Source organism: Microcoleus sp. PH2017_05_CCC_O_A (assembly GCF_020738785.1).
Taxonomy (GTDB): domain Bacteria; phylum Cyanobacteriota; class Cyanobacteriia; order Cyanobacteriales; family Microcoleaceae; genus Microcoleus.
Genome location: NZ_JAEQCB010000026.1, coordinates 1 through 24,755 on the forward strand (window position 1 = coordinate 1; position 24,755 = coordinate 24,755).

The window sequence follows — 24,755 nt, forward strand, 5'->3', positions numbered from 1 at the left end:
CAGGAATGGGAATATCATCAAATTTCAAGTAATGTATTAATAATTTAATAGAATGCTTGAGCATTTCCTCACATTTAGAATAACAAAGAGTCTTGCGATTTAGTCTAGCTGGCGGAATGCCTTAGTCTTGTATTTTCCCCTTCTACTCGTGTCATATAAGTCTTGCTAATAATCTGAGATCCATCAGGGATAAACATGGGATATACAGACCATCCATCAGTTACATAAAAGTAGCATTTCTATTCACTTACTTTGTCCCATAATGGTTCAAATGTCTTAGCGCTACGATCCCCTAATACCCATCCTAAAATCCCTGGCTTAAAGTGGTCAACCGCTGTCCACAGCCAGATCTTGTCTGTTTTTTTTTCACATAAGTTTGTAATTCATCGAGCTCACCAACTTCTGGAATCACTTCAGGGTCATAAACATCTGGTAACAGTTTGCCGACTTGTTTAATCCAATTCATTACTGTGGTATGATGAACTCCCTTAACTCCTTCTATCGCCCGTAAACCCATGCCATTGACATACATTTTCAGGCAATCACGTTTGATGGTCTCGCGCTTGATCTCGCTGGGGTTCATACTCACTGATGAATTGGCGACCGCATTGGACACAAATGTGGTTCTGTTTTCCTTTTTTTTCCCGTTTTTACGGATATGGGTTGATTTACATTCGCTTGCTTTGCATAAATTATTCCTCCTATTCATACTATAACTCAGCAACGCCAATTAAATTTAGGTTTCCAGTTACTTTTACTGTTTCAACGCTTTCCGAGTCCATCACGCTCGGCCTTGATGCGGTACGCTCAACAACCTGCTATTACTTGCCCTTTACTGTCATACTGTCATCAAGTTTGCACTCTTTCCGTTGTTTCCAGGGGCGGGAATTTCACGCCAACTAGGATGTTTCAACACGTAGATGGTTGTTCTTACTCACTTCTCGATCGTAATACAATATTTTAATAGAAATAGCAAAGAAAGAACATGGGGACTGAAGTCCCCCGAGCCGCTTCCCTAGGAAGGACTAAAGTCACGCTTGTTTCCCGCATCCCGTATTGATTTTTATGAAAGTAGGTTAAATTTCGGACTTCTGTGCTTGCGCTTCCGGGACTGCAACTTCTGCATCCGGCAGATTGACAGCAACTTCTGCGGATTCTGCAAGAGATTCTACAGTTTCTAATGCCTCGGGAGTGCGCTTAGAAAATCCCCAGACAAACATTAAGGCGATAGAAGAAACTACCAGCCACTGGGGAGGTACTAAACTCTCATTAATTACTTTCACCAGCAATCGCATTCCCACGAAACCGACTGTAATGTAGCCAGCATCTTCAAGGTGTACGAACTCATCGAGCCAGCGGATGAACAAGCCTGCCATAAATCGCAGGGTTATGATGCCAATTGTCGCGCCAGTCAACACCAGCCAAGTTTGGTCAGAAATCGCGATCGCAGTTGTAACGCTATCCAAAGAAAAAGCTAAATCCGTCAGAGCAATTACTGGAATTGCTTTCCACAGAGACGCAAATCTGGGGCCGTGATGTTCTCCATCAGAGTCAGCCTCTGACGCAAAGTGCTGGAAAACTAGCCACAGCAGATACAGGGCTCCCAGCAGTTCAAACTGCCAGAACTGGATCACCCAAGTCGCCGTTAAAATTAGTGCTATTCGCAGTACAAAAGCAATTATCAAACCGATGTTGAGAGCTTGTTGCTGTAGCTTGGGTTCTTCTAAACCTTTGGAAATAGATGCCAGGGCGATCGCGTTGTCAGCCGAAAGCACCGCCTCCAAAGCTACCAAAACCAACAATAATAAAAAGGTGTCAACTCCCAAATTGGGTGAAGCCTCGAGAAATTGATCTAGCATTAATTATTTTGTACACCTAACGATTTGCAAGGGTCGAGCTGCTATACAAATCCTAGACAAGTCTAGACATTTGCTTCTTACTTCATCGGGAGCATGGGAGCGGTTATCCCTCGGTAAGCTTTCACGTTTTAGCCAAGCGCGATAAATTAATTGCTGCGTTCAAATCTCTGTCCATCGAATGACCGCAACTTCCACAGTTGTAAGTCCTTTCTGCCCGTGGCATATCTTGAATATGTCCGCAGTTTGAACAAGTCTTGCTCGAAGGAAACCAGCGGTCAGCAATGATTATTTCACAGCCAAACTTTTTAGCTTTGTATTCCAGTTGACGTTTGAATTCATAGAATCCACAATCAGCGATGACTTGAGCTAGTTTGTGATTGGCTAGCATCCCCGAAACATTTAAATCTTCTACTACTATCGTTGCGTGGTTTTTGCCTAAGTAAGTAGTGATTTGATGAAGAGTATTTTTTCTGAGGTTTGCTATTTTTGCATGATGCTTCGCTAGTTTTTGTTTAGCCTTAAATCTATTGCTAGAGCCTTTCGTCTTTCTCGATAACTCCTTTGACAGCCTACGCAACTTATTGAGATGCGTTTTGTAATGCTTTGGGTTAGGAAAAACAACACCCGTTGAAAGTGTTGCTAACTCTTTAACTCCCAAGTCAACACCCACCGCATCGTGTTGCTTTACAGTTGGTTCATGCTCCTGTTCGTAAGCAAAAGCAATAAACCAACTGTCGGCAGTTCGAGATATTGTAATTGACTTGCAGGTGGTGTGAGGCAATCCGACCTGGGTTTTTACCCAACCGATGGTTGGTAGGTTTATGGACGTACCATCTACCGGGATTGGTTTGCCACCTGCATCTATCGTGAAGGAATCATGATGACCCTTCTTCTTAAATTTGGGATATTCACCTTTTTTAGAGAAGAACCGAGTGAAAGCATCCCCTAGATTGTCAAAAGCATATTGAGTGATCTTCTGGCAAATTCCCGCTTCTTTAATCCATGTAAACTCAGGTTTTACATGATTGTTAAAGAATTTCTTGAGCAGGTATTTGTTGGGCTTCAATCCATCTTTGTAAAGATTACTCCAAGTAGCCAATCCCCAGTTATAAGTAAACCTCGCTATTCCAGCGTGCTTGCTCATGACTGTTGCCTGAATCTTGTTTAGTTTTAACTTTGTTTTGATGGATAAAAGCATTGTTCGACCTCAACACGCTAATTTCACCGATCGCCCGACAGGGTGGGTTTGGCTGGTAACTTCCCCGAAACATCCCAGCGCAAGCGAGTGTCTTTACTGACAATCCAAGGTTTTTTGGGAATCGCGCAGGGTATCACTGGCTCTGTCTAAAATGAGTGTCACGTTTACTGATCGTAACCTAGTCCGGCAACTTTGTCGCGGCCGATCGCTCCCAAGGCAGTTCGGAAACGGCCAATTTAGGGGGTTTTAACGAATTTAGCGGATTTATAGCGATCGAACTCAATCCGAGAACGAGAAGTCAAGCATAAAGATTTTCCCCATCTCCGCCTCTCCCCCTCTCCGCCTCTCCCCCTCTCCCACTCCTCCCCAACGGCACCGAATTACTTGTCGATTTGTAACAAAAGATTCCCAAAAGCGCCAATTTGTCTCAAATTGATGAAAGCTCGTGCCCGTAAAATGGAGTTTTCCTCATATGTCTTTAACAGATACCCAAGTCTACGTAGCGCTCGTAATTGCTTTGATTCCCGGAATCTTGGCTTTCCGGCTGTCAACAGAACTGTACAAGTAGTTTCGAGACACCAGTAGCGAACCGCACCGTCGCCTGTCCTCCTTAGTTAAATCTCGAAATTACAGACAATTGCTGTCATCGTGCAGTAGATTGTTTGTGGTCACGAAGACGAGACTGCAAGGGCAGGCATTTTTATTGGGAAATTCCGTCCTCAGCCGTCACCCAGTCTCAAAAATTTGGGCTGCGAGCACCCTGACAAACAGGGGCGGGTGTGCGTTAAACTCAGAATTTTCTGTGGTCAGCTCTAAAAAGTCAGTCTCAGGTATTTGAAAAAAAAATTATGCAAGCGATTCAACCTACCGTTACCCCACTACGTCCTGTAAAAACTCCCCCTCGGGTTACTCCTCGTCGCAGCAGCAGCCAGCGTTCCTACCCTCATCAAACGCTCGCCGCCGAAACAGGAGTCAAGTTAGCAGTTAATGTAGTTCTGTCAGTGTGTGCGACTTCTGCTTTGATTCAGCTTTGGCCCCACTACCGGGGAGTCCAAGAAAAGTTGCACGAAATCCAAGCTGAAGTGAATCTTACTCAAGCGCGAGTCGATAAGTCGCGATCGGACTTTAACCGCTATTTTGACCCCAGTCAGGCTAAAACTGTGATGCAAGAGCAAAGCAATCGAGCCGATCCCCAGCAACGCCCGGTGATTTTGCAGGAACCCGAAGCACCCGATTCTGAGGAATCTACGCTGCAACCTTAAATTGTCAGACAGCAACCTTAATCTGAAGATTGTTGTAGGATGTGCACCGCGCAGACAGAAGAGTGGACGAAGGGAATTCGCGCCTATACAAACAAAACCCCAGGAATGCGGGTTCAAGAAACAAGAGGGGGCGAATGGAATTCGCGCCTGTACAAACAAAACCCGCAGGAGTGCGGGTTGAAGAAAGGGTGGTTGAAATTACTTTATTGTCTTCCGTCGGCAGAGGCGGACATTGTTTGTCTGGGCGCGGTTTCAACCGCCGTCTTTGCCATCACGGTTTTTTCTTTTAGTAGTTGCAGTGCAGCTTGATATTGTAAGTCGTCTTCAGTGCCAATTCGATCGCGCGCAATCGGTTCTAGCGGCACTGCGCGATCGGGCGAAATCCCCAATTTGTTAATATCCGTGTGGTTCGGTGTCTCGTACTTAGCAACAGTTACAGCCAACCCGGAACCGTCGGACAAATCAAACAGCGACTGAATCAGTCCTTTCCCGAAAGTCTTTTCGCCCACCAGTTGAGCTCTGCCGTTATCTTGCAGCGCACCCGCCAAAATTTCGCTAGCACTGGCCGTTCCCTTGTTCACCAAAACAATCAGCGGATCGCCAGTTAAGGCTTGTCCAGAAGCCTCAAAACTGCCGAGAATGCCTTGTCTGTTGACTGTGTAGACGATCGTCCCAGAATCGATCCACAGGCGCGCAATTTCAATCCCCGCTTGCAACAGCCCGCCCGGGTTGTTCCGCAAATCGAGAATGTAGGAGGCAGCGCCTTGTTTTTCCAAACGATCGATCGCATGGGCGACTTCTTCGGTGGCGTTAGCGCTGAATTGACTCAGGCGAATGTAGCCCAGCGGTAAATTGTCCGGCCCGGACTGCAATTCGGCATAAACCGGATTGAGAGCAATGCGATCGCGCACCAGCTCAATGTCTTCAGGAACCTCCCTTCCTTCGCGTCCCAAGGTCAAAGTAACAGGAGTGCCGATGCGGCCCCGCATTCGAGTTGCTGCTTCGTCCAGGCTCAATTCTGAGGTAGGAGTGCCGTCAATTTTCAAAATGCGATCGAGCGGTTGAATGCCGGCTTTATCCGCCGGCGAGCCCGCCAAAGGAGCCACCACTGTCAGAGTATTTGTCTCGGGGTCGATCGCAATTTGTAGCCCAACTCCCGTCAATTCTCCCGAAGTGTTGACCTGCAAACTGCGGTACTGTTCCGGTTTGAGCAGTCGAGTAAAAGGGTCGTCAAGATTTGCCAGCATCCCTTGAATCGCCGTGTAAGTCTGCTGTCTGTCGTTGAGCGGTTCCTTGACGGCTTTTTCGCGAATCGACCACCAGTTTTTCGAGTTGAAGGTGTCATCCACATAGGAACGATTGACAATGCGCCAAGCTTCGCTCAACAACTGCTGTTCTGGAGTTAGCGCCGCCGCCGGAAGAGCCCATGCGCCTAGAACCAGGACGACTTGGAGGAAGAAGATAATTGCTGTCTGGAAAACTCGTCTCTGCATGATTTTTTTGTCTCAAAGATAGGCAAGTATGGCATTTCCTGTATTTTAAGTTTGTAAGCTTTTAAGCTTTTGTGCAGTCAACTGTCCCGGAGACATTCAGGATTCATCATTGCCCAGCCGCGAACAAAAAATTAGTTAATTGTAACATTTAATCGCAAAATTAGTGAAGTTTTATCATGAATATTAAATTTTACCTCCCAGCCACCCTCTGGCGGACTCGGACTTTGCTCCTGGGCTGGGTTCTTGGCTGTATGCGAGCTTGGGGCGGATGTTGAGCTGGCAGAAAATGCTATTTGAGACGAAGGCAAAAGCATCGCTCCGTGAAATTTGTACAGCAATTATGTTACATTTTTTATCACAGTCTGGAATTCGATCGCGCAACGCCAGCGAGTAGGGCTCAGCTCTAGCTTGGTTTCCCAGTGCTCGCGGGCGATCGCACAAGAGATTTCCTTTCATGAGCTCCAAATTTAAAAATAGCCTCAGGCATTTGCTAGTAAAAGCCAACTGCTCGGCGCGGGGCGACAAAAAAACCTTGTGGCTGCTGAGAATGAACCTCAACCACAGCAATATTCTTTTAGGAATTCTGGCTCCATGTTTTCTAAACAAATCACCGACTCAAAAACCTTCCAGTGGTTTGATGAACGCCTGGAAATTCAGGCGATCGCAGACGACATCACTACAAAGTATGTACCTCCCCACGTCAACATCTTCTATTGCTTGGGCGGCATTACTCTAGTTTGTTTTCTAATCCAGTTTGCCACCGGCTTCGCCATGACTTTCTATTACCGTCCCACGGTAGCAGAAGCTTTTTCTTCAGTGCAATATCTGATGAATGAAGTCAACTTCGGCTGGCTGATCCGCTCAATCCACCGCTGGTCTGCCAGCATGATGGTACTGATGATGATTTTGCACACCTTCCGGGTTTACCTGACCGGCGGCTTCAAAAAGCCCCGCGAATTAACCTGGGTGACAGGAGTAATCTTGGCGGTTCTCACTGTTTCTTTCGGCGTGACCGGCTACTCTCTGCCTTGGGATCAAATCGGTTACTGGGCAGTTAAAATCGTTTCCGGCGTACCAGAAGCCATTCCCTTTGTCGGTTCTACACTGGTAGAACTGCTTCGCGGCGGTGTCAGCGTCGGTCAAGGCACTTTGACTCGTTACTACAGCTTGCACACTTTTGTGTTGCCTTGGCTGATTATCGTCTTCATGCTGGCTCACTTCTTGATGATTCGCAAGCAAGGCATTTCTGGCCCGTTGTAAATTTTGAGTTGCTGGGGCGGTATTTTTTTTTGCCCCCCTGCGGAATTTTGGGTTGAAAATTCAGAATTCATCTCTCATCAGAAAATTGGGTTTGAAACCCCGTCCTTCCAGGACGGCTTTACAAATCTTTCAGTATAATTAAGGTGGTCCTTGACCCACCCGAGACGATGGATTCAGACAGCCTAACGAGCGAAGTCCAGTAAAACTGGTGGCGCAGACAAATCGGTAGACCGGGAAAAGAGGATAGGGCAATGGACAGTCCACCCCTAGAATCAACCAAAAAAATGAGAACTCCTTTTTTGGATTTCGACACACAAGAACCGCAAGGCTTGCGGGGATAGTCTGTGGAGCGAACGTAAGGCCATAAACTCGCGCCTAGGGTGGAGGCAGTTGCGATGAAGCAGAAACCTAAATCGTGAGGTTTAGGAATCACCGTCCGTTTTACGGCGGTGAGGATGTCAAGATATTTATTACGGTCAATACTTCGTGCGATCGCCCCGCTGATTCGGACTAACGAATACAGCGGAATGCCAGGCCCGGGCAAAACTAAAAGGAGAACACTCTCACTATGTCTATTATCAAAAAACCAGATTTGAGCGATCCAGAGCTACGCGCTAAGCTCGCTAAGGGCATGGGTCACAACTATTACGGCGAACCAGCTTGGCCCAATGACTTGCTCTACGTTTTCCCAATTGTGATCATGGGAACGATTTCTCTGTGCGTCGGCTTGGCTGTACTAGACCCGGCTATGATTGGCGAACCTGCCAATCCTTTTGCTACTCCGCTAGAAATTCTTCCGGAATGGTATTTGTGGCCTGTGTTCCAACTCCTGCGCGTTTTGCCTAACAAATTGTTGGGTATTGCTTGCATGGCCGGTGTTCCAGTTGGCTTGATTTTGATTCCGTTCATCGAGAATGTTAACAAGTTCCAAAATCCGTTCCGCCGCCCTGTTGCTACTACAGTCTTCCTTTTTGGAACTGCGGTAACTCTGTGGTTGGGTATTGGTGCTATTTTCCCGATCGACAAATCTTTCACGCTTGGTCTGTTCTAAGATTTAAGTTTGTTTGATTTTGACGCCCGCGGGTTTCCGATAAAGTGCTTTTGTACTGCTAGGAAACTTTCGCGGGCGTCATTTTATTTGGGATTTTAGACTTTAAACAGATCGATATAAAAAATACCAATTTTACATGAAGTTGCATAGAATAAAATATGTCATTTTCGATCTAGATGATACACTTTGTGATTATCAGAAAGCTAAAAAAAATGCAATCAGTCTTGTTAATCGAGTTCTTGAATCATCTGGCATAGATGTTAATCAATTTTGGAATAGTTATAGCTTGATAGAGCCTACCTTGTTCCGACAGTTTGTTAAGGGAATTATTTCTAGGGACGAGTATAGGTTGCGTCGCTATGCTGATGTTATACCAGGCGAACGCGAAAATCGTTTAGCGTTTTCTTCAGCACTAAATGATATTTATATGAAAGAGGCAAATCACGGAATAACATTATTTGATGATGTTATTCCATCGCTAAAAGATTTACGAAAAAAAGAAATTAATACCGCTATTCTTACAAATGGACCTTCCGACGGACAAAGGGACAAAATCAAGGCATTAAAATTAGAGGAATATATTAACAAAATCTATATTAGTGAAGAAATTGGTTTTGGCAAACCTAGCTCTAAAGTTTTTAAATTTGTTATAGATGATTTAAATATAGAACCATCACAAGTGTTAATGGTTGGTGACTCAATCGAAGACGATATCGAAGGGGCTAAGCAGCTTAAAATTAAAACAGTTTTAGTCGATCGAGAAGGAAAATATTTTGACTATAAAGGCACAAAAATTTTCGATCTATCAAGTTTGAAAGAGATGTTTGATAGCAATTTAATATGAAGCTGCCTCGAATAAAGATTCAAAAATTAAATTGTAAGAAGATAGCGAACAAATTTATTCAGGTGTGATTTGTTGCAGAACAAGATTCAGTCGTTCATGCAATTCCACAAGTGTCAGAAATACTTCTCCCTTGAGCGGTGCGACTGTTTTTTAGTTGTTGCTCGCTTGCTCTGTGCACTTTCTGCGATCGCCAGAATCAGTGTGCCATAACTCATGACCTCTCAACAGTATCTTTATTCTATAGCCTTTCAAGCTCTCATATGAGGTACTCATGGGCATGGGGCATAGAGCATGGGGCATAGGGCATAAGACTAGCGGGCATACCTCACTTTTTTGAGAAAGGCTATATCTAACTTGATGTAAAATTGGTATAACTATATATCTGTTTCTTAATGTTTAGAGAAATCTTCCGGTTTTACCCAAGGGCAAACGGCATAAATATTAAGTTAACTATCGATCGATGCCGCTCGTACTAATCAATCAAAGACAATTGATTTTAAAGTTTAGCAACTTTTAGCAAAAAGTATCTTAATTATGACGAACCTAAATTTAGAAGGTGTCTTCTCATCATTTATGAACCCGGCACTGCATGAGTTTCAGACTTGGACTTTGGAAAATCCGACAGAAAGCCTCAGCAAAACGTTCCTGCCGATAATCAGTCTTATAGAAGGTTTAATTGCCAACGAACCCACCTATTTGCCAATAAAACGGCTGGCTTTCGGGGCTAATTTTTGCTGCGCGGGACAAGTCGTGATGGGAGAATTTGCAACACTCGAAGAAGCACTCACATCGCCTCAGGCGCGCGGATGGCGGCTGGGTACTTCTGTACTCGATCCGGATCTCTCCCCCAACCAAGATGTCGGCGGTAGGAACCTTTTCCTGCTGTCTTTGTCCGATCGCGAACCAGACGGTAGCAGCAACCACGCAGCATTCCGAAGCTGTATGCAAAAGTATCTTTTCAACAGCGCCACAACCGATCGCCAAGAAGACGAAATCAGCAGGCGGTTGCTCGATCGCCTAGCATCAGATTATACCGAGATGCCGCACGGTGCGGGGGGAACATTTTTTACCGATGTCAGGCGCGGTTGGATGGGATTTTTAGTTCCATACCTGCACTACGTAATTTTTGGGATTAACCCAGATGACAAGTCTGCGATCGAACTTCTCACCGATTTACATTACATCCGCCAAAGCCCAGCGCACTACTTCGCCGTCGCGGGCAGCCTGCTGCAAAGCCTGAACCTGTTTGGACACGGGGATTTGTCGGCTTTAATCGAGCGCGCGGCGACTATCTACGAAAATTCTCCTGCCCTAGCCGACTTCGAGGTGAGCTCGGAAAACAACGGCATGACTAGGCGGGAATTGGCAAAGCTGATGACAGCAATTATGGGGATAGCGGGACTGCAAGGCCCCCTGCACCTAGGCTACACAGCTATGGGATACCGCCCTCTCCCGGCGTATAAAGGAACACAGACGGCTCAAATTAATCCGACTGAGTTTTGGGACGATCTCGATTTGGACGATCGCCAGTCGATCGAGCTTTTCCTGTTGGAATGCGGGCGCCTCTGGGCTCCCGTCAGCGCCACCCACCGAGTCGCGACAGAGCCATTTACCGCCACGGTAGGGGGCAGACAGCGCACTTTTCCCGCCGGAACCAAGGTACTGATACCGCTCAGTTTGGGGCATCTAGACGCGAGTTTCTGGGGTTCTACGGTGTACGAATTCAACGCTAAGCGCGAGAATTTGTGCCCTTATCATATGGGTTTTCATTCGGTGGGCGATCGGAGTGCGGGACGGATTTGCCCAGCTAAAGATATCGCACTGAAGATGCTGGTGGATGTCATTAGTACCGTTGGTAAAGTTCGGCGATCGTAACAGGCAAGATGCCTGTTCCACAACACATCAAATTGCTTGTGGAGTGGGCGTCCCGCCCGCCCTTAAAAAACACGCAAGATGCCTGTTCCACAACACATCAAATTGCTTGTAAAGTGGGCGTCCCGCCCGCCCTTAAAAAACACGCAAGATGCCTGTTACACAACGAACTCAAGGGGGTATATAACCAGAGACTAAATCACAATTTTTTAGAGGTTAAATAATACCATGTTAATTGAAACAAAGAAACTAAAAGACATCGCAACCTGGATGAAAGCAGAACATCCACCGGAGTTTCCAGAAGCCCTGCAAGGTATCTTCTTTATGGACGGGAATATTTTGCCAGACTATTGTCTGACGATGTACAATTCAGAATGGAATCCTGGCCAACGAACATTATTGCTGCGGATTTATGAACCAGTTGTCTGGACATTTCATTCATCAATGGCGGGACGGATGTTACTTTATGCCGTCAAATTTTCTCGCTTCAGCTACTTGTTTCGCTTCTCAGATGCAACTTTGCAGCACGGGCACATCACGCCGATCGCGTTTGGATTGTCTGTACCGCCGTGGATTATGGATTTTTTGATCGATCGCGATCCGAACACTCCCAATGGGGATATCTGGGATCGCAGAAACTCGTTTTTCGGCAGAGCTCCTGAAAAAGGCTATACACTCCGCAGAGTTGTAAACAAAGATAGCAGCCCCACAGCAGCATTTCCTGATTTTCTGTCGAAAGTTGGCAGTGATTGTTTAATTATTGCTCAAGATTGAAAATATTTAGGACAACTTAGGTACGTAGTTGCGCTTCAGCGCTCTTTATAAGATTAGCAAAGAGCGCTGAAGCGCAACTACATACATTGATCGGCTATACTTTTCGTAGTTTTATATTTCCTATCCTGACTATAAAACCACGCTGATTCAAGAAAATATGTGGGGGTTAAGCTATGGTGGATAGTTTATCAATTCCAGAAGATTATAATATTTTCCTGCGGGAACTGAAAGAACGCATCCGCAATGCTCAAGTACGGGCAGCAGTTTCTGTTAACCGAGAATTAGTGTTGCTTTATTGGCAAATTGGACAGGATATTTTAAATCGGCAACAGCAGCAAGGATGGGGTACTAAAGTTATAGACACTTTGGCTGCTGACTTGCAAAAAGCTTTTCCTGAGATGAAGGGTTTTTCATCTCGCAATCTGAAATATATGAGGAGTTTTGCGGAAACTTACCCAGATTTTGAATTTGTGCAGCAGGTTGTTGCACAAATTCCTTGGGGCCATAATATCCGCATTTTGGATAGTGTGAAAGATGGGGTTGAGCGCGAGTGGTACATTCGCCAAACTATCGAGCAAGGATGGAGTCGAAATGTGTTAGTTCATCAGATAGAAAGTAGACTATACCGGCGGCAAGGGAAAGCTGATACTAATTTCTCTCGCACTCTGCCAAATCCTCAATCAGAACTGGCTCAACAGTTATTTAAAGACCCTTATAATTTTGAGTTTCTCAGTTTAGGCAAAGCAGCAAAAGAGCGCGATTTAGAGCAGGCTTTGATTGAACGCATCCGCGATTTTTTGCTGGAATTGGGAGTAGGGTTTGCTTTTGTCGGGAGTCAGTATCATCTAGAGGTTGAAGGGGAAGATTTTTATATTGATTTATTATTTTATCATTTACGTTTGCGTTGTTTTGTGGTAATTGACTTGAAAGTGGAAGCGTTTAAGCCGGAATTTTCGGGAAAGATGAGTTTTTACGTTTCGGCTGTGGATGATTTACTCAAACACCGGGACGATATGCCGACTATTGGGATGATTTTATGCAAGAATAAAAAGCAGAAGATTGTGGAATATTCTTTGCGAGACATGAATAAGGCGATCGGGGTTTCGACTTATCAATTGCGGGAGACTTTACCGGAACAGTTACAGGGGAGTTTGCCGACTTTTGAGCAGTTGGAAGCTGAGTTAGAAGCGGTAGATGTGGAGATTGAGGAGGAGTTATGACAAAAACAATGGAATAATTGACGAGATGGCATTCGACAACATTTAACAGCACATTCCGACACTACGATCGCCCGAGTCACAGCAAAATTCCCGGAAAATAACCGAAATGGCGATCGCCATCTATGACATAGGTTTGTGTACAATCTAAAAAAACCTACGACAAAACTTGTGCATTCTATCAATTAAAATGAAACCAAAAAGTTCACTAACTCCTATTGCCACTAAAATCAAGAAATGGGTTCAAACAGCCAAGGAACTTGAAAAAACTCGATTTGCTATATCCATAACCAGACTGACAAGTATCAAAAGTTTGTGTACCGATCGAGTTGCGGCCGAAAAATTTGCGCTGTACATTTCTCAGCGAGTACAACACGAGATGAATCAAGCTACTTGTCCCGAACACTATACCGAGGAAGAATGGGAACAGCACAAACAGGTAATAGCTGAAGGAATCGCCCAAATGGAAATTTACCTAGAAAATCCTAGTAATGAAGGCGAGCAATCTATCCGTAAGTTATTGAGAACAATTAATAGCCTACAAGGAGACGATCGTCGTAATGTTGCCTGGGGAACAGTACATTTTGTCCGCAGTGGAAATTTACTAAAATTAGACTATGCACTGCGTTGTTTCACAGACAACGATTTTCCTTATTGGATCTATAAACTAGCTAAAGAATACGTAGAAAGTTATGCCCCGGAGTATGGTTCAGGTATAACTCCTAAATCTGTACCGATGTTGTTAGAAGTAGCAGAATTTTGGTGTCAGTATTATTTCTCTCAAAGTTTGAGTGAGAAATTTCCTGGTTTTGCCTAAAAGAGGATCCAGAGGATGACGTTTTGTACTCCACTGTCACGAACTCAGCAATACCAAGAGTCACTGCTAAAAACAACAAAACCTTCTCGTTTGAGAAGGTTTTATCACGATCTTTATCACAATCGGAGCGGCGGGATTTGAACCCACGACCCCTACTACCCCAAAGTAGTGCGCTACCAAGCTGCGCTACGCCCCGACAGCTTTAACAGCTTAGCATAGAATCTCAGAAAAAGTCAAAAAACTTTTAAAACTTTGGTTGCCTGCACCAAACTCGGAACCGCAGCCGCCGGCCAAAAACCCTCGCACCTCCTACCAGCATTCAAGATCAACTGCACGCTGTAAGCTTCGGGATAGCCTTCTAACTGCACCCACAACAAGTCGCTTTCGGCTTCAATGGCGATTTTTTCCTCGTCCATTAACTCAGAGGCCATTTGACTCATTGTGGCGGCTAATTGTCCCAACAACCGGCAAAAATCGTTTAACTCGGCTTCGGTGAGTTCGATCGCCCAACCTTCCCCAGCCACCAAACCCTGAAACTCTTCTGCGTTTGGGTTCCATCCCAAACGCCAGCCCGCACCAGTCTTAATTACACGTTCCATCTGGCGATTTTAGATTTTGGATTTTGGATTTTAGATTGATTAGGTGATTTTATGGCTTATATCATGTCCAGTCGATTACGATAACAACAACGGTTCGTAGTGCGGACTTCAGTCCGCACTCCCGCTGCGGACTGAAGTCCGCACTACGAACCAATCTGTTTATGCCGAAAAGACGCGTTACACCAGGCAGATTAGCCAAAAACCCGGTTTCTAGGCCTCCTTCAAGCTTACGGTGTCAGCAACTTTGCATCTCCCGGCTGTGGCTGGGGTATTTCCGGGGAAGTCGATCGCCCTTTTGGTGTTTCGCCCGCCGCCGGTGTGCGCGATGGCCCCGAATTCTCGGTAAAAACATCAACCAAAGCTTGAACCAAAGCATCCCGCTGTTTTCTATTTAAACTTTGAATAGCAGCGCGATCGCGTTCCATAGGATTTTCTCGCAAAACATCTTTTCCCGGATACACGCCTTCCACCAAATAATCGGGAGTCGCCCCCAGATAGTCAGCTAAACTCAACTTCCAATCAAAACGGTAATTCGGCGGCCGTCCTTTAACAAACACATGATATCTAATCAAGCGCCCGACTAAAGTATTGTTGGGATCTACTTTGCCGGTTTCCTTAGAAATGTAGTTATTCTCGATCGGCAAATCCGGCACTTTTTCATACACCAATTTCCACGCATCCTGCGCCCTCAATTGCTGCGGCGCCGATTGTTGAGCAACCAGTCCTCTAGACCCAGAACCACGCAGCAGCGAAGGTTCCAAAGCCGACACACTTAATTTACCCGATTCCAATACCCCACTCAAAAGCGTAAAAATCGCCACACTCAAAGTAACTAACAGAAAACTGAAGCCCAGCTTGAATTTCTTTTTCACGGTTTTGACAATAATTTCAATTCAAAAATAGAATAATTTCCTAAACTCACCTACCAGCCTATATCCTGATTTCTGATTTGAGGACTTTCCCAAAATCAACCCGATTGGGTTCATCGCGATTTGGTGAAGATAGTTTTTAAGAGTGCGAGGCGGACACTCCCTTGTCTATATATTTCTACCTCTCTTCGGTAGATATAGAAGTCTTTGCATGAGTCGTAAAGTTTTTCACCCCACCCCAACCCTCCCCTTATTAAGGGGAGGGAGTAAGAAATTCACAAATCATTTAGGATTGTTATATAATCAACCGGATTTTTTTGCCAGTCGCGCCAGTCTATTTGAAGAAAGTTTTGAGTTTTGAATTAACAAAAATTGTTGAAATTCACCACTCAAAACTCCCCAAGTCTAGATATCCCCGATAATTTCCGGCTGAGTGAGTTCGTCCGACATCTCAAATATCGCCCGCATCACAGGTTTCATCATTTGATGGTCGTCCATATTGTCAAAATCTTCATAGCGACGGCGTTTGGCGCGGTTCGCCACTTGCACCGTAATCCGATAGCGATTGGATGCAGCACCGATCAACTCTTCTGCCCGACGGGTTAGCTGAGTTGAATCGAAGGTTGGACGCTTAACCATGAGATTACCTACTTTATCTAATGTTACATTCTAGTCTAGTATGCGAAGATTCAAAATTACTAACTGAGTATCATTGCTTATGCAGGCAACAACAGCCTATTCCTTTGGTCACTTGCATCAGGTAAATTCTCATCCCCTCAAATTGGTTGCTTTCGGCGACAGTTTAATCTACGGTTTCGGCGACGGTGTAGGCGGGGGTTGGGTGGAAAGATTGCGGCGACAGTGGATGTTAACGGAGAGTGCAGGACACGTTTTATACAATTTGGGCGTTCGGGGCGATCGCACGTATCAAGTCGCCCAGCGCCTCGAAAACGAGTTTCGGCACCGGGGCGAGCTCAGAAACCGCGTCCCGGATGCCATCATACTGTCGGTAGGCCTCAACGATACGGCGAGAGTGCAATCGCCGACTGGGCGCAGTTATACTGATTTTGAACATTTTAAAACTGTTTTGGATAATTTGTTAAATTTATCGCAACAACTTTGTCCGGTGATATTTGTCGGGATGGTGCCGGTGGATGAAAGCAAAATGCCTTTTCAAGATTGTTTGTACTACAATCACGCTGACCAATATCGCTATAAAGAAGCCACAAAGTTAGCTTGTTTGGAACGGGGAATTCCCTATTTAGATATTTTTGATAAATGGATCGATCGCGGTAATATTTGGTGGCGTTCTTGTCTGACTTCGGATGGTCTCCATCCCAATGAAGTCGGTTATCAATGTTTATTTGAAGATGTGACAAGTTGGGAACCGCTACTCGCTATTAGTCATTAGTTATTAGTCTAGGTACGTAGTTGCGCTTTAGCGCTCTTTTCAATTAGTCATTAATCTAGGTACGTTGTTGCGCTTCAGCGCTCTTTCCGATATCCCAAAAGAGCGCTGAAGCGCAACTACATACCTTGCTCTAGGTACGTTGTTGCGCTTTAGCGCTCTTTCCGATATCCCAAAAGAGCGCTGAAGCGCAACTACATACCTTTTACGTACCTTTATAAGTTCCAGGTAGATAAGGAAGATAAGCAACATAAGGATTTTAAGGAATTTAAGCATTTTAAAATCGACCAACCAGCATAAAAATATTTATTTTAAAAGACCGTATCTTCCCCTCGCCACAAATAAAAGCATTTAATAATGATGACATCACTGAGCGCAAGAGCAAGCTAGGCAAGAATCAATCAACGATAAATAGCCGGACAAAGGCTTGCTTTTTTCTCAATAAAAAACTTGTGTAAATTGGAGAATCAAAAATGTCTGTATCTCAACGCATTAAATTCGGCACATCTGTTATATTAACATTGGCAACCGTTGCCGGAACCGCAGCGCCGATGCTGACTCCTGCGCCTGCTATTGCTGAAACAGCTTTTTCGGATGTTAGTAATAACTATTGGGCGAAAGACTTTATTCAAGATTTGTCAGAAAGAGGCATTATTAAAGGTTTTCCCGATCGCACTTTCCGCCCGGATGCACCCGTCACGCGGGCAGAATTCGCAGCCATGATCCGTTCTATGAAAAAGGCGAAAACTCGCGCTGCTATAGGTTTTGTCGATGTTCCGTCTAATTTTTGGGCGCGGGGGGCGATCGCCGAAGCTTATGAAATGGGATGGATGTCTGGCTACCCCGGCAATGTTTTCAGGCCATCACAGCAGATTCCTCGCGTTCAAGTTGTAGTGGCTTTAAATAACGGGCTGGGTTATGAGCCTGCTTGCAATTTTCAAGATGTTCTCAGCTACTATAATGATGCGGGTGAAATTCAAAGTTATGCTGTGAAAAGTGTGGCTGCTGCTACTGAAAAACAGTTGGTTGTCAGCTATCCCAATCCTAAATCCCTGAAGCCAAACCAGTCAGCCACGCGGGCGGAAGTAGCTGCTTTTATCTATCAAACATTAGTCAGTACCAATCAAGCAAGAGCAATTAATTCTCCTTACATTGCTAAGATTGATATTGGCCAGAGTGTTGCTGTGAAAATCCCCAGCGGGGTGACTATTCCCATCGAGTACGCCAAAGGCAAGATTTTGCTCGCCCCCAATGACAAGTCTCCGATTACGCTGACTGTGGCTGCGGATATCGCAGGGAGTAATGGCAAGGTTATGATACCCGAGGGCTCGAAAATTAGTGGCGAATTGCGATCGACTGCTGAGGGCGTTCAGTTTGTGGCGCAAGAGTTAAGTATCATCAACGGTAGCAGAGTTCCTCTGAATGCTACTTCGCAGGTGATTACTCGCAAAGAAACTGTGACTAAGGGCGTGAATGTTGGTAATCTGATTAAGAACACGGCTTTGGGTGCAGCAGCGGCGGCGGCGATTGCGGGAGTTACGGGCGATCGGGCGATCGCCACTGAAGAGGTACTCGGCGGCGCAGGAGTCGGTACTTTGGTTGGGGTATTTTTGGGTCGAGATAAAGTCGATTTGTATGCTGTTAATCCCGACACCGATTTAGATTTGTTGTTGAATTCTGACTTGGTATTGGGTACTGCAAATACAGGCATTTGTCGCGCTCGATAAAAGGAATTTCCGCAACGAGCAATGTACGGGATGTAACGAACGTAACGGATGTAAGTGATGCAGGCTGAACTCAGAAACCGGGTTTCTTTGGAGATTGATTGTTACTAAACTAACAAACTCGTAGAAACCCGGTTTCTAGCCGAAGAGTGTACAGGCTGAACTCAGAAACCGGGTTTCTTTGGAGATTGATTGTTACTAAACCAAAAAACTCGTAGAAACCCGGTTTCTCGCCCTGGCGCGTCAGCCTTATTTAAATCAAAATTTCTACGAACATCCCAGACTTTCTCGCGTAGAAACTCCCGTCACGGGATTGACACCATCGGCTTTTTCGCACATCATTGTTACTTGATAAGCATCGATAATTGCGTCGGTAAAATCAGCCCCGGAAATGGCTGCATCAAAAAAACGACTTCGAGTCATAATTGCTTCGGTGAAATTAGCATTCGTCAAATTAGCGCCATCAAATGTAATTCTATCGGCTAAAGCACCGGACAGATTTGCACCTGACAAGTTAGCCTTCCACAAAACTCCCTTAGTCAAAATCGCATTGGTTAAATCAGCGCCTTGAAAGTTGGTTCCCCGCATCTCGGCGGCGACGAATGTTCCGCCCGCTAAGTCAGAATTGGAGAAATCGCGATCGGACAAGTTAATATTTGTGTAATTAATATTTTTTTTTGGTAGCGCAAATGCCGGAGTAGCACTCATCATTACCCACCCAAAGGCTAACACTACACTTAAAATTAGGCTCAGGACTATTCGGAATACACTTTTCATGATGATGGGAATGGGGAATGGGGCATTGGGCATTGGGCATTGGGCATTGGGCATTGGGCATTGGGCATTGGGCATTGGGCATTGGGAAGAAGGGAAGAAGGGAAAACAGGGCATTGCAAGCAACAAATAACAAATAATAAATAACCAATAACCAATAACCAATAACCAATAACCAATAACCAATAACCAATAACTAATAACCAATAACTAATAACTAATAACTAATAACTAATTAAATCGCTTTACCAAATCTTCGCCGACGCGAAGTGTCAAGTCAGATTCAATTTCACCAGTAGAAGATGCTTCTATTTTACCATAGCCTAAAGTTTTTTGCAGAAGATTCGCGGTCTCTAAATCGCCTTGCTGTACAATAATTTGACTTTGACGTTGCTTGTCGGGCCAATCTTTGACTACAGATACGTTAGAAAAGCCCTTTTTTCTGAGAAATTCAGCGACGGTTTTGGCGGTTTTTGGGTTGCTAGAAGCATTTTGGACGGCGATTTTGAGGCTGCTGGGTGAAACCGGCTGGCTGGGATTGGCGGTTCGCCCTTGGGCAAAATCCGCTGCGCCTTGTTTGAAATATTGTGTCATAATGCGATCGCGCCCAGCAACATCGACAATCCAATAACTCCTCAAATCCCCTTGTGATGAGCTAGAGCGTCCCGGTAACATCACCATTTTAAAATTATCTCGCTCCAATTGCAAACCGAAATTTGCGATCGTCAATATTTCCTCAAAATTTAGGTTTGTATCTACATATTTTTGCATCAATCGCACAATTTGTGGCAATCGCACCAATACTGATGGACTTGCGAGGCGGTTGCGAATAGCTTGAATTAAAGATTGCTGTCGCCCAATTCGGCCGATATCTCCCAAACCGTCGTTGCGAAATCGAGCCAATTGTTCTGCTTCTTCTCCGTTGAGATTTTGCCATCCCTGTGCTAAATTTATGCTTAACTTTTGGGCTTTATCTGTATAGGACATCGCCCGAGGTACAAATACCTCAACTCCGTCCAACAAATCGACTAATTCCCGAAACGCAACGCTGCTGACTCGCACGTATCTTTCAATTGTTGCATTGTTGGCGATAGTGCTCACCAATCGCGCCGCCAAAACTGCTCCTCCTCTGGCATTTGCTTCGTTAATTTTGCTGAAGCTAATTCCGGGAATTTCGACTTTTGTATCTCGCGGAATTGAAAGCAAACTAATAGATTTCTCTCTAGGATCGAGGTGGAATAAGAGTATTGTATCGCTGCGGCCGTTAAAAATCTTGCGGGAATTGGGGACAGATCCGGGTACGCGGTCAATTCCCAGGATTAAGATATTAACAGGCCGCGAGAGGCGGTATCCAGAGCGGTTGGATGATATATAGTTAAAGCCTGTAGCGTCTAGGACTTTGCTAATCATTTGCGGTTCCACGGGTGCTAAGAGGGCGGTAATTGCCCCGAGTCCTGCGGAGATGGCTGCTGTGACAATTAGCACAAATAGCCCAAATATACATAGTGCTAATTTGAGCTTTTGTCTAGATTTGCGATCGGCTGGTTTAACAAAGTTTCTCTTAAAGATTGACAAGTTTTTCATTGACTTGCTCTTGATTATTACATTTTTTCAGCTTTGCAATAAAACTTGGGCGGTGCTTCTAGAAAGTATTTAAACAAAGCCGGACAAAGCCAGCCTTCGAGATTTTCGGCTTCCCACCGATACCAGTTTCCGCCGTATTCTGTTTTAAACCAAGCCATTTCTGCTTGATATCCGGGAAATGGATTGGCTGAAAATAATAGTCGGAAACCTTGAGCGGCGTTGGGAATGTCTGCGACAAGTACGTTAATCATTTCGGGGACGCCCTGAACAAATGGTTCTCGGACAAGTCCGGCTCGCTCGTCGTCAAAAACCCAGGTGTACTGTTCGCGATAGGGGAAAATTACCATCATGGCATTTGACATCGTATTCTCCTCTTTTTATTTTGTTTTTTGGGGATATAAATACAAGTCTTGATACATTATATTCGGTGCAGCGGAAGTTGTGTAAAATCCGATTTTCGTACCGTGTTTTAATGCTAATTTAAAATAAATTGCTACAATTCTTAATCTTGTACCAATTATTAAAACTCGCAGTTCTGTGAACTAGACGGTATTGTCGTATCCCTACAGATGCTCGCATACTATTTATAATATTTTGCCAGTTTTTTTAGGATTCGTATTAGTTGCTTAATTTTAGATAGTGAATATTTTAAATATAATTTTTTGCAATATTTATTTTGATATAGTGGCTCTCAGAAAGATAAGGTACGTTGTTGGGCTTCAGCCCTCTTACCGTAGATTGTAGACCAATACGGTTCATTTAAGAATAGTCAGGCTGCTAAAAGATGCTTGTATTTCCTGTAAATTCGTGAGATTAAACTCATTTGAAAGCTTTAATCCAAGCGTATTTAGGTATATTTGGTAAAAGCTGTTGTTGGGTAAGTTGGTAGATCACAAATCTTCGGAGGGTCCAAGCCCAACAACGTACCTTTTTTTTTGAGGATTACTATAGTTAAGGTTTAGGTTTTTTGGGAATCTCCCGCTGAATTTCCTGTTAGCTCAGCTAGCGCTTTCGCTAAATATTCATACTGTGGCAAGGTATTGTAAAATTGAGCTGAAATCCTCACCAGCCGCTTGCTAGAATCTGGCCAAGGAATAACCGGCACTTCTATTTTAAAAATCTGCCACAGCACCTCTTGCAATGGTGGAATTCCACCCGTTGCAGCGGCGTCAGGCTGTTCGTCGGCTAGTGGTATAACAGCCATAGAACCTACCATTTCATCGGGACAAGGCAGCGGCAAATCTAATTTATCTGCTAATATTTGTCTCCCAGCCAATGCTAAATCATGATTCTTTGCCATCAATTCCGGCCAGCCGCCACTCAACAAAGAACCCATGAAATCAATGGCTACAGGTACGCACAAATAGGGACTTGGATCGACTGTTCCCATCCAGTCAAATTCTAGTTGAAAGCGTGATTTGTCGGCGCGCGGTGAGTTGGCGCCGTGACTGATGGTAGTTGGCCGAATGCTATCTTGTTTGTCTCGCCTCACGTACAGAAAAGCTGCACCTTTCGGCGCGCACAGCCATTTGTGGCAATTTCCTGTGTAGTAAGCGGCGCCGATTTCTTCTAAATTCAGTGCTACCATTCCCGGTGCGTGAGCTCCGTCTACTAATACATCTACGCCGCGATTAGCTAATTCGCCGACTAACTGTTTGATGGGAAAAATTAAACCTGTTTGGCTGACAATGTGGTCTAATAAGGCTAATTTTGTTTGCGGGGAAACGCACTTAATTATTGCTTCAATAATTTGTTCTGGCGATTCAATGGGAAATGGTATTTCTGCTACTATTACTTTGGCGCCTGTGCGCTCTGCGATAAAATCTAGTGTGTTGCGACAGGCGTTGTATTCCTGATTTGTGGTTAGCAATTCGTCGCCCGGACTAAAATAGAGCGATCGCAAAACGGCATTGACTCCAGTGGTAGCATTCGGCACAAAGGCTAATTCTTCTTCGCCTGCACCAATAAAGGTGGCTAACTGATTTCTGGCGTTATCTAACAGCGGCTCAAATTCCCGCATTAAAAAGCGCAATGGTTCTCTTTCCAGTTGTTCTCGAAAACTGGTTTGCGCTTCCAGTACGGGAATCGGACAGGCTCCAAAGGAACCGTGGTTGAGGAATGTGATTTCGCGATCGAGTAACCAATATTCGTTAATCATTAGTTATTAGTCATTAGTTATTAGTGCGAGCGTCCCCGCTCGCGAACCCTATTAGTCATTAGTCTGTCAACTGTCAACTGTCAACCATTTTACCTTTTAATTGCTCAAATTCTTCTAGTGTATTGCAATTCGATAGCATGACTGCTTCTCGTTCCCCTACGGGTAGAGGGATTACTTGGATTTGATTTAACCACTGTTGAAATGAATGTCCCCCTTTGTCAATAAAACTTTGCAAGCTGGACAGAGATTGTTTGCGGTAGAAACCGCATAATGGCTCCCAGCGCGAATTTTGATAGGGGACAACTGCTAAGGTAGATGGGGGAAACTCTGTTAACTTACTCGCCCAATTATCAATGATTCGGGAATCTAATAAGGGCAAATCGCAAGCTAATAGCAAAATCCAGTCGGCAGAAATGTCCGTCAGTCCTTGAGTTAATGCCACTAAGGGGCCGGAACCCGGATTGTACTCTACCAGAAATTGGGATTTTTGGGTTGGGGTCGATCGATAGCGATCGGGCCAAGCTGTCAAAACATACACTTGTGGCGTTACAACTGCTGCAACCTCACACGCCCGCTGCAACAGGCTTTTACCCTCAATTTCTAGGAGAGATTTATCCGTACCCATCCGCGAACTTTGACCGCCTGCGAGCACAATTACTGCTATTTTATGGTTAATCATTGGGCATTGGGCATTGGGCATTGGGCATTGGGCATTGGGCATTGGTCATTAGTTAACGGTTAACTGTCAACTGTCAACTGTCAACTGTCAACTGTCAACTGTCAACTGTCATTAGCACTCAACCTGATTGATTCTCAATTCAAAGCACTAACGGCTTTGCTAACTTCCTCAAGTTTTTGCACTACTTGACCGCTGCTTAATAAGGTTTCTGCCTCAATCAAACCAGAGTCCATATCCAAACAAATTCCGCTGCGCCACAGATAAAATCCGCCGTTCCAGATAGCAGATTGCATCATTTCTGAGTGTTTTCCTAACAAAACTTCCTGCATTTGTTTGAATAACTCAGATGCTGATTCAAAGGCGGGATTTGTACTGCTAAAACCGTAATCTCCGTGGGCTAAAAGCACTCGCTCGAACTCGGCGCCCGGTTTAGCAATGCCGATAATTGCAGTTCGATCGCGCGGCAAGTCGCAACTGCCCTCCAATCCTTTGACTGTGGTATAATTTTTGACTCCCCGCAACTCAAAGGCTGCTTGAAACATACCCTCTGTAGGCGGGTGCACGTAGCCTGAGATGACGTTAACGTCGCCGGCGCAGGGACACCACATCAATTCCATTGTCGAAAAAGGCGGCCGTTTGCCGATTTCGCGGCGGTAGGGCACTAAACTCGCGGCTTGAGGAAAATGCTTGGGAAGGTAAACAAAACCTAAACCCGTACTGTTAAAAACTTGCTGGACTTTTTCTAAACGGAGTTTTCTCCAGTCAACTCCTAAACCGCGCCAAATTTCGATTAGGGGAATGCCTTCTTTGGTTGGCATTGTCTCCCCTCCGTGCATGACGGTTGGGACGCCAGAGGCGGCTAATATTAGGGCGGTTATTGGGCTAATTGGAGCGGTGCGCGATCGCCCGTCGTAGGCTACGCCAAACACGGCGACGCTAGAAACGGCAAATCCTTTTTCTCGGTTGGGAGGGGCAAGCATCGGCCCCAATTCTTCGTAAGCATCCAGCATTCCGGCTAATTCTTCGCCGGTGGGCCGTTTGATGCGATGGGAAATCATGAAAGCTCCGATTTGAGTCGGTGTTGCTTCTCCTAGCAGCATCATTCGCGTGGCTGCTGCTGATTGCGATCGAGTTAAGTTTTCTCCTGTGTGTACTCCACTGCCAATTTTTCGTAGCAATTCTCTAAATGCGTCACTCATAATTATTGAAGTTGGTCATTGGGCATTGGGCATCGGGCATTGGGCATTGGGCATTGGGCATTGGTTATTGGTTATTCGTTATTGGTTATTCGTTATTCGTTATTGGTTATTCGT

At 45.0% G+C, this 24,755-nt stretch carries 24 protein-coding genes, 1 tRNA gene and 1 pseudogene; 11 read left to right on the forward strand and 15 right to left on the reverse strand.

Going from position 1 to position 24,755, the window contains the following annotated elements:
• The 3 genes and pseudogenes from JGK20_RS08165 to JGK20_RS08175 form a co-directional block, all read right to left on the reverse strand.
• Window positions 1–709, reverse strand: a pseudogene (locus JGK20_RS08165) (IS1 family transposase); the annotation flags it as partial.
• 367 nt (window positions 710–1,076) lie between these two features.
• Entirely contained in the window at window positions 1,077–1,859 is a 783-nt protein-coding gene (locus JGK20_RS08170) for a DUF475 domain-containing protein (protein WP_293186448.1), read from the reverse strand.
• Between the two features lie 121 nt (window positions 1,860–1,980).
• Window positions 1,981–3,057: an RNA-guided endonuclease TnpB family protein gene (locus tag JGK20_RS08175; RefSeq protein WP_293209093.1), complete on the reverse strand. Its 1,077-nt coding sequence runs from the start codon at window positions 3,055–3,057 to the stop codon at window positions 1,981–1,983.
• Window positions 3,058–3,529: 472 nt separating this feature from the next.
• Between JGK20_RS08175 and psaM the strand changes: the two genes are divergently transcribed.
• Entirely contained in the window at window positions 3,530–3,625 is a 96-nt protein-coding gene (psaM, locus tag JGK20_RS08180) for a photosystem I reaction center subunit XII (protein WP_015174804.1), read from the forward strand.
• A gap of 280 nt (window positions 3,626–3,905) precedes the next feature.
• The gene (locus JGK20_RS08185) at window positions 3,906–4,319 is read left to right on the forward strand and encodes a hypothetical protein (protein WP_293187236.1); all 414 of its coding nucleotides are present in this window, start codon (window positions 3,906–3,908) and stop codon (window positions 4,317–4,319) included.
• A gap of 203 nt (window positions 4,320–4,522) precedes the next feature.
• Here the strand turns inward: JGK20_RS08185 and ctpA are convergent, their stop codons facing one another.
• Together ctpA and JGK20_RS08195 are read right to left on the reverse strand one after the other, a co-directional pair.
• Window positions 4,523–5,812: a carboxyl-terminal processing protease CtpA gene (gene ctpA, locus JGK20_RS08190; RefSeq protein WP_293175025.1), complete on the reverse strand. Its 1,290-nt coding sequence runs from the start codon at window positions 5,810–5,812 to the stop codon at window positions 4,523–4,525.
• A 183-nt stretch (window positions 5,813–5,995) separates the two neighbouring features.
• The gene (locus JGK20_RS08195) at window positions 5,996–6,268 is read right to left on the reverse strand and encodes a hypothetical protein (RefSeq protein WP_293175028.1); all 273 of its coding nucleotides are present in this window, start codon (window positions 6,266–6,268) and stop codon (window positions 5,996–5,998) included.
• Between the two features lie 135 nt (window positions 6,269–6,403).
• Between JGK20_RS08195 and petB the strand changes: the two genes are divergently transcribed.
• The 7 genes from petB to JGK20_RS08230 all read left to right on the forward strand — a co-directional run bounded on the left by petB (window position 6,404) and on the right by JGK20_RS08230 (window position 13,647).
• Window positions 6,404–7,072: a cytochrome b6 gene (gene petB / locus JGK20_RS08200; RefSeq protein WP_293175031.1), complete on the forward strand. Its 669-nt coding sequence runs from the start codon at window positions 6,404–6,406 to the stop codon at window positions 7,070–7,072.
• 568 nt (window positions 7,073–7,640) lie between these two features.
• Complete coding sequence (gene petD / locus JGK20_RS08205) at window positions 7,641–8,123, forward strand: cytochrome b6-f complex subunit IV (RefSeq protein WP_293175034.1); 483 nt, start codon at window positions 7,641–7,643, stop codon at window positions 8,121–8,123.
• A gap of 136 nt (window positions 8,124–8,259) precedes the next feature.
• A complete protein-coding gene (locus JGK20_RS08210) occupies window positions 8,260–8,967 on the forward strand; it encodes an HAD family hydrolase (protein WP_293175037.1) in 708 nt (235 codons plus the stop codon).
• 534 nt (window positions 8,968–9,501) lie between these two features.
• Window positions 9,502–10,842, forward strand: a complete 1,341-nt coding sequence (locus tag JGK20_RS08215) for a cytochrome 450 (protein ID WP_293191797.1) — start codon at window positions 9,502–9,504, stop codon at window positions 10,840–10,842.
• 225 nt (window positions 10,843–11,067) lie between these two features.
• A complete protein-coding gene (locus JGK20_RS08220; RefSeq protein ID WP_293175043.1) occupies window positions 11,068–11,613 on the forward strand; it encodes a hypothetical protein in 546 nt (181 codons plus the stop codon).
• Window positions 11,614–11,786: 173 nt separating this feature from the next.
• Window positions 11,787–12,833: a PDDEXK nuclease domain-containing protein gene (locus JGK20_RS08225; RefSeq protein WP_293175046.1), complete on the forward strand. Its 1,047-nt coding sequence runs from the start codon at window positions 11,787–11,789 to the stop codon at window positions 12,831–12,833.
• A 187-nt stretch (window positions 12,834–13,020) separates the two neighbouring features.
• Window positions 13,021–13,647: a hypothetical protein gene (locus JGK20_RS08230; RefSeq protein ID WP_293175049.1), complete on the forward strand. Its 627-nt coding sequence runs from the start codon at window positions 13,021–13,023 to the stop codon at window positions 13,645–13,647.
• Between the two features lie 122 nt (window positions 13,648–13,769).
• On the opposite strand, the gene JGK20_RS08235 is transcribed toward JGK20_RS08230, so the two are convergent.
• The 4 genes from JGK20_RS08235 to JGK20_RS08250 form a co-directional block, all read right to left on the reverse strand.
• A tRNA-Pro gene (locus JGK20_RS08235) sits at window positions 13,770–13,843 on the reverse strand.
• Between the two features lie 37 nt (window positions 13,844–13,880).
• Window positions 13,881–14,246, reverse strand: coding sequence for a DUF1818 family protein (locus JGK20_RS08240; protein ID WP_293195992.1), 366 nt, complete (start codon window positions 14,244–14,246; stop codon window positions 13,881–13,883).
• 227 nt (window positions 14,247–14,473) lie between these two features.
• A complete protein-coding gene (locus JGK20_RS08245) occupies window positions 14,474–15,118 on the reverse strand; it encodes a hypothetical protein (protein WP_293175085.1) in 645 nt (214 codons plus the stop codon).
• Window positions 15,119–15,520: 402 nt separating this feature from the next.
• Complete coding sequence (locus JGK20_RS08250) at window positions 15,521–15,754, reverse strand: DNA-directed RNA polymerase subunit omega (protein ID WP_293175087.1); 234 nt, start codon at window positions 15,752–15,754, stop codon at window positions 15,521–15,523.
• Between the two features lie 79 nt (window positions 15,755–15,833).
• Between JGK20_RS08250 and JGK20_RS08255 the strand changes: the two genes are divergently transcribed.
• Window positions 15,834–16,526, forward strand: a complete 693-nt coding sequence (locus JGK20_RS08255; RefSeq protein ID WP_293175089.1) for a GDSL-type esterase/lipase family protein — start codon at window positions 15,834–15,836, stop codon at window positions 16,524–16,526.
• A gap of 470 nt (window positions 16,527–16,996) precedes the next feature.
• Entirely contained in the window at window positions 16,997–18,250 is a 1,254-nt protein-coding gene (locus tag JGK20_RS08260) for an S-layer homology domain-containing protein (protein WP_293230022.1), read from the forward strand.
• Between the two features lie 264 nt (window positions 18,251–18,514).
• Here JGK20_RS08260 and JGK20_RS08265 read toward each other — a convergent pair whose 3' ends face one another.
• The 6 genes from JGK20_RS08265 to JGK20_RS08290 form a co-directional block, all read right to left on the reverse strand.
• On the reverse strand, window positions 18,515–19,024 hold the full coding sequence (locus JGK20_RS08265) for a pentapeptide repeat-containing protein (protein WP_293230036.1): 510 nt from the start codon (window positions 19,022–19,024) through the stop codon (window positions 18,515–18,517).
• A gap of 228 nt (window positions 19,025–19,252) precedes the next feature.
• Window positions 19,253–20,605, reverse strand: coding sequence for an LCP family protein (locus tag JGK20_RS08270; protein WP_293230025.1), 1,353 nt, complete (start codon window positions 20,603–20,605; stop codon window positions 19,253–19,255).
• Between the two features lie 17 nt (window positions 20,606–20,622).
• Complete coding sequence (locus JGK20_RS08275; protein WP_293175099.1) at window positions 20,623–20,967, reverse strand: DUF6717 family protein; 345 nt, start codon at window positions 20,965–20,967, stop codon at window positions 20,623–20,625.
• 596 nt (window positions 20,968–21,563) lie between these two features.
• Window positions 21,564–22,763, reverse strand: a complete 1,200-nt coding sequence (locus JGK20_RS08280; protein WP_293175101.1) for an aminotransferase class V-fold PLP-dependent enzyme — start codon at window positions 22,761–22,763, stop codon at window positions 21,564–21,566.
• A gap of 73 nt (window positions 22,764–22,836) precedes the next feature.
• Window positions 22,837–23,442: a molybdenum cofactor guanylyltransferase gene (locus JGK20_RS08285; RefSeq protein ID WP_293175103.1), complete on the reverse strand. Its 606-nt coding sequence runs from the start codon at window positions 23,440–23,442 to the stop codon at window positions 22,837–22,839.
• Window positions 23,443–23,576: 134 nt separating this feature from the next.
• Window positions 23,577–24,641 carry an anthranilate phosphoribosyltransferase family protein gene (locus JGK20_RS08290; RefSeq protein WP_293175105.1) on the reverse strand — a complete coding sequence of 355 codons (1,065 nt, stop codon included), beginning with the start codon at window positions 24,639–24,641 and terminating at the stop codon, window positions 23,577–23,579.
• Between the last annotated feature and the right edge of the window lie 114 nt (window positions 24,642–24,755).

Bases quoted from the DNA above. Each gene is read 5' to 3' on its own strand.
- JGK20_RS08195 (WP_293175028.1), bottom strand. From the start codon at position 6,268: ATGAAAGGAAATCTCTTGTGCGATCGCCCGCGAGCACTGGGAAACCAA.
- JGK20_RS08255 (WP_293175089.1), top strand. From the start codon at position 15,834: ATGCAGGCAACAACAGCCTATTCCTTTGGTCACTTGCATCAGGTAAAT.
- petB (WP_293175031.1), top strand. From the start codon at position 6,404: ATGTTTTCTAAACAAATCACCGACTCAAAAACCTTCCAGTGGTTTGAT.
- ctpA (WP_293175025.1), bottom strand. From the start codon at position 5,812: ATGCAGAGACGAGTTTTCCAGACAGCAATTATCTTCTTCCTCCAAGTC.
- JGK20_RS08225 (WP_293175046.1), top strand. From the start codon at position 11,787: ATGGTGGATAGTTTATCAATTCCAGAAGATTATAATATTTTCCTGCGG.
- JGK20_RS08175 (WP_293209093.1), bottom strand. From the start codon at position 3,057: ATGCTTTTATCCATCAAAACAAAGTTAAAACTAAACAAGATTCAGGCA.
- JGK20_RS08275 (WP_293175099.1), bottom strand. From the start codon at position 20,967: ATGTCAAATGCCATGATGGTAATTTTCCCCTATCGCGAACAGTACACC.
- JGK20_RS08210 (WP_293175037.1), top strand. From the start codon at position 8,260: ATGAAGTTGCATAGAATAAAATATGTCATTTTCGATCTAGATGATACA.
- JGK20_RS08170 (WP_293186448.1), bottom strand. From the start codon at position 1,859: ATGCTAGATCAATTTCTCGAGGCTTCACCCAATTTGGGAGTTGACACC.
- JGK20_RS08280 (WP_293175101.1), bottom strand. From the start codon at position 22,763: ATGATTAACGAATATTGGTTACTCGATCGCGAAATCACATTCCTCAAC.
- JGK20_RS08240 (WP_293195992.1), bottom strand. From the start codon at position 14,246: ATGGAACGTGTAATTAAGACTGGTGCGGGCTGGCGTTTGGGATGGAAC.
- JGK20_RS08220 (WP_293175043.1), top strand. From the start codon at position 11,068: ATGTTAATTGAAACAAAGAAACTAAAAGACATCGCAACCTGGATGAAA.
- JGK20_RS08260 (WP_293230022.1), top strand. From the start codon at position 16,997: ATGTCTGTATCTCAACGCATTAAATTCGGCACATCTGTTATATTAACA.
- JGK20_RS08230 (WP_293175049.1), top strand. From the start codon at position 13,021: ATGAAACCAAAAAGTTCACTAACTCCTATTGCCACTAAAATCAAGAAA.
- JGK20_RS08250 (WP_293175087.1), bottom strand. From the start codon at position 15,754: ATGGTTAAGCGTCCAACCTTCGATTCAACTCAGCTAACCCGTCGGGCA.
- JGK20_RS08270 (WP_293230025.1), bottom strand. From the start codon at position 20,605: ATGAAAAACTTGTCAATCTTTAAGAGAAACTTTGTTAAACCAGCCGAT.
- petD (WP_293175034.1), top strand. From the start codon at position 7,641: ATGTCTATTATCAAAAAACCAGATTTGAGCGATCCAGAGCTACGCGCT.
- JGK20_RS08290 (WP_293175105.1), bottom strand. From the start codon at position 24,641: ATGAGTGACGCATTTAGAGAATTGCTACGAAAAATTGGCAGTGGAGTA.
- JGK20_RS08185 (WP_293187236.1), top strand. From the start codon at position 3,906: ATGCAAGCGATTCAACCTACCGTTACCCCACTACGTCCTGTAAAAACT.
- psaM (WP_015174804.1), top strand. From the start codon at position 3,530: ATGTCTTTAACAGATACCCAAGTCTACGTAGCGCTCGTAATTGCTTTG.
- JGK20_RS08285 (WP_293175103.1), bottom strand. From the start codon at position 23,442: ATGATTAACCATAAAATAGCAGTAATTGTGCTCGCAGGCGGTCAAAGT.
- JGK20_RS08215 (WP_293191797.1), top strand. From the start codon at position 9,502: ATGACGAACCTAAATTTAGAAGGTGTCTTCTCATCATTTATGAACCCG.
- JGK20_RS08265 (WP_293230036.1), bottom strand. From the start codon at position 19,024: ATGAAAAGTGTATTCCGAATAGTCCTGAGCCTAATTTTAAGTGTAGTG.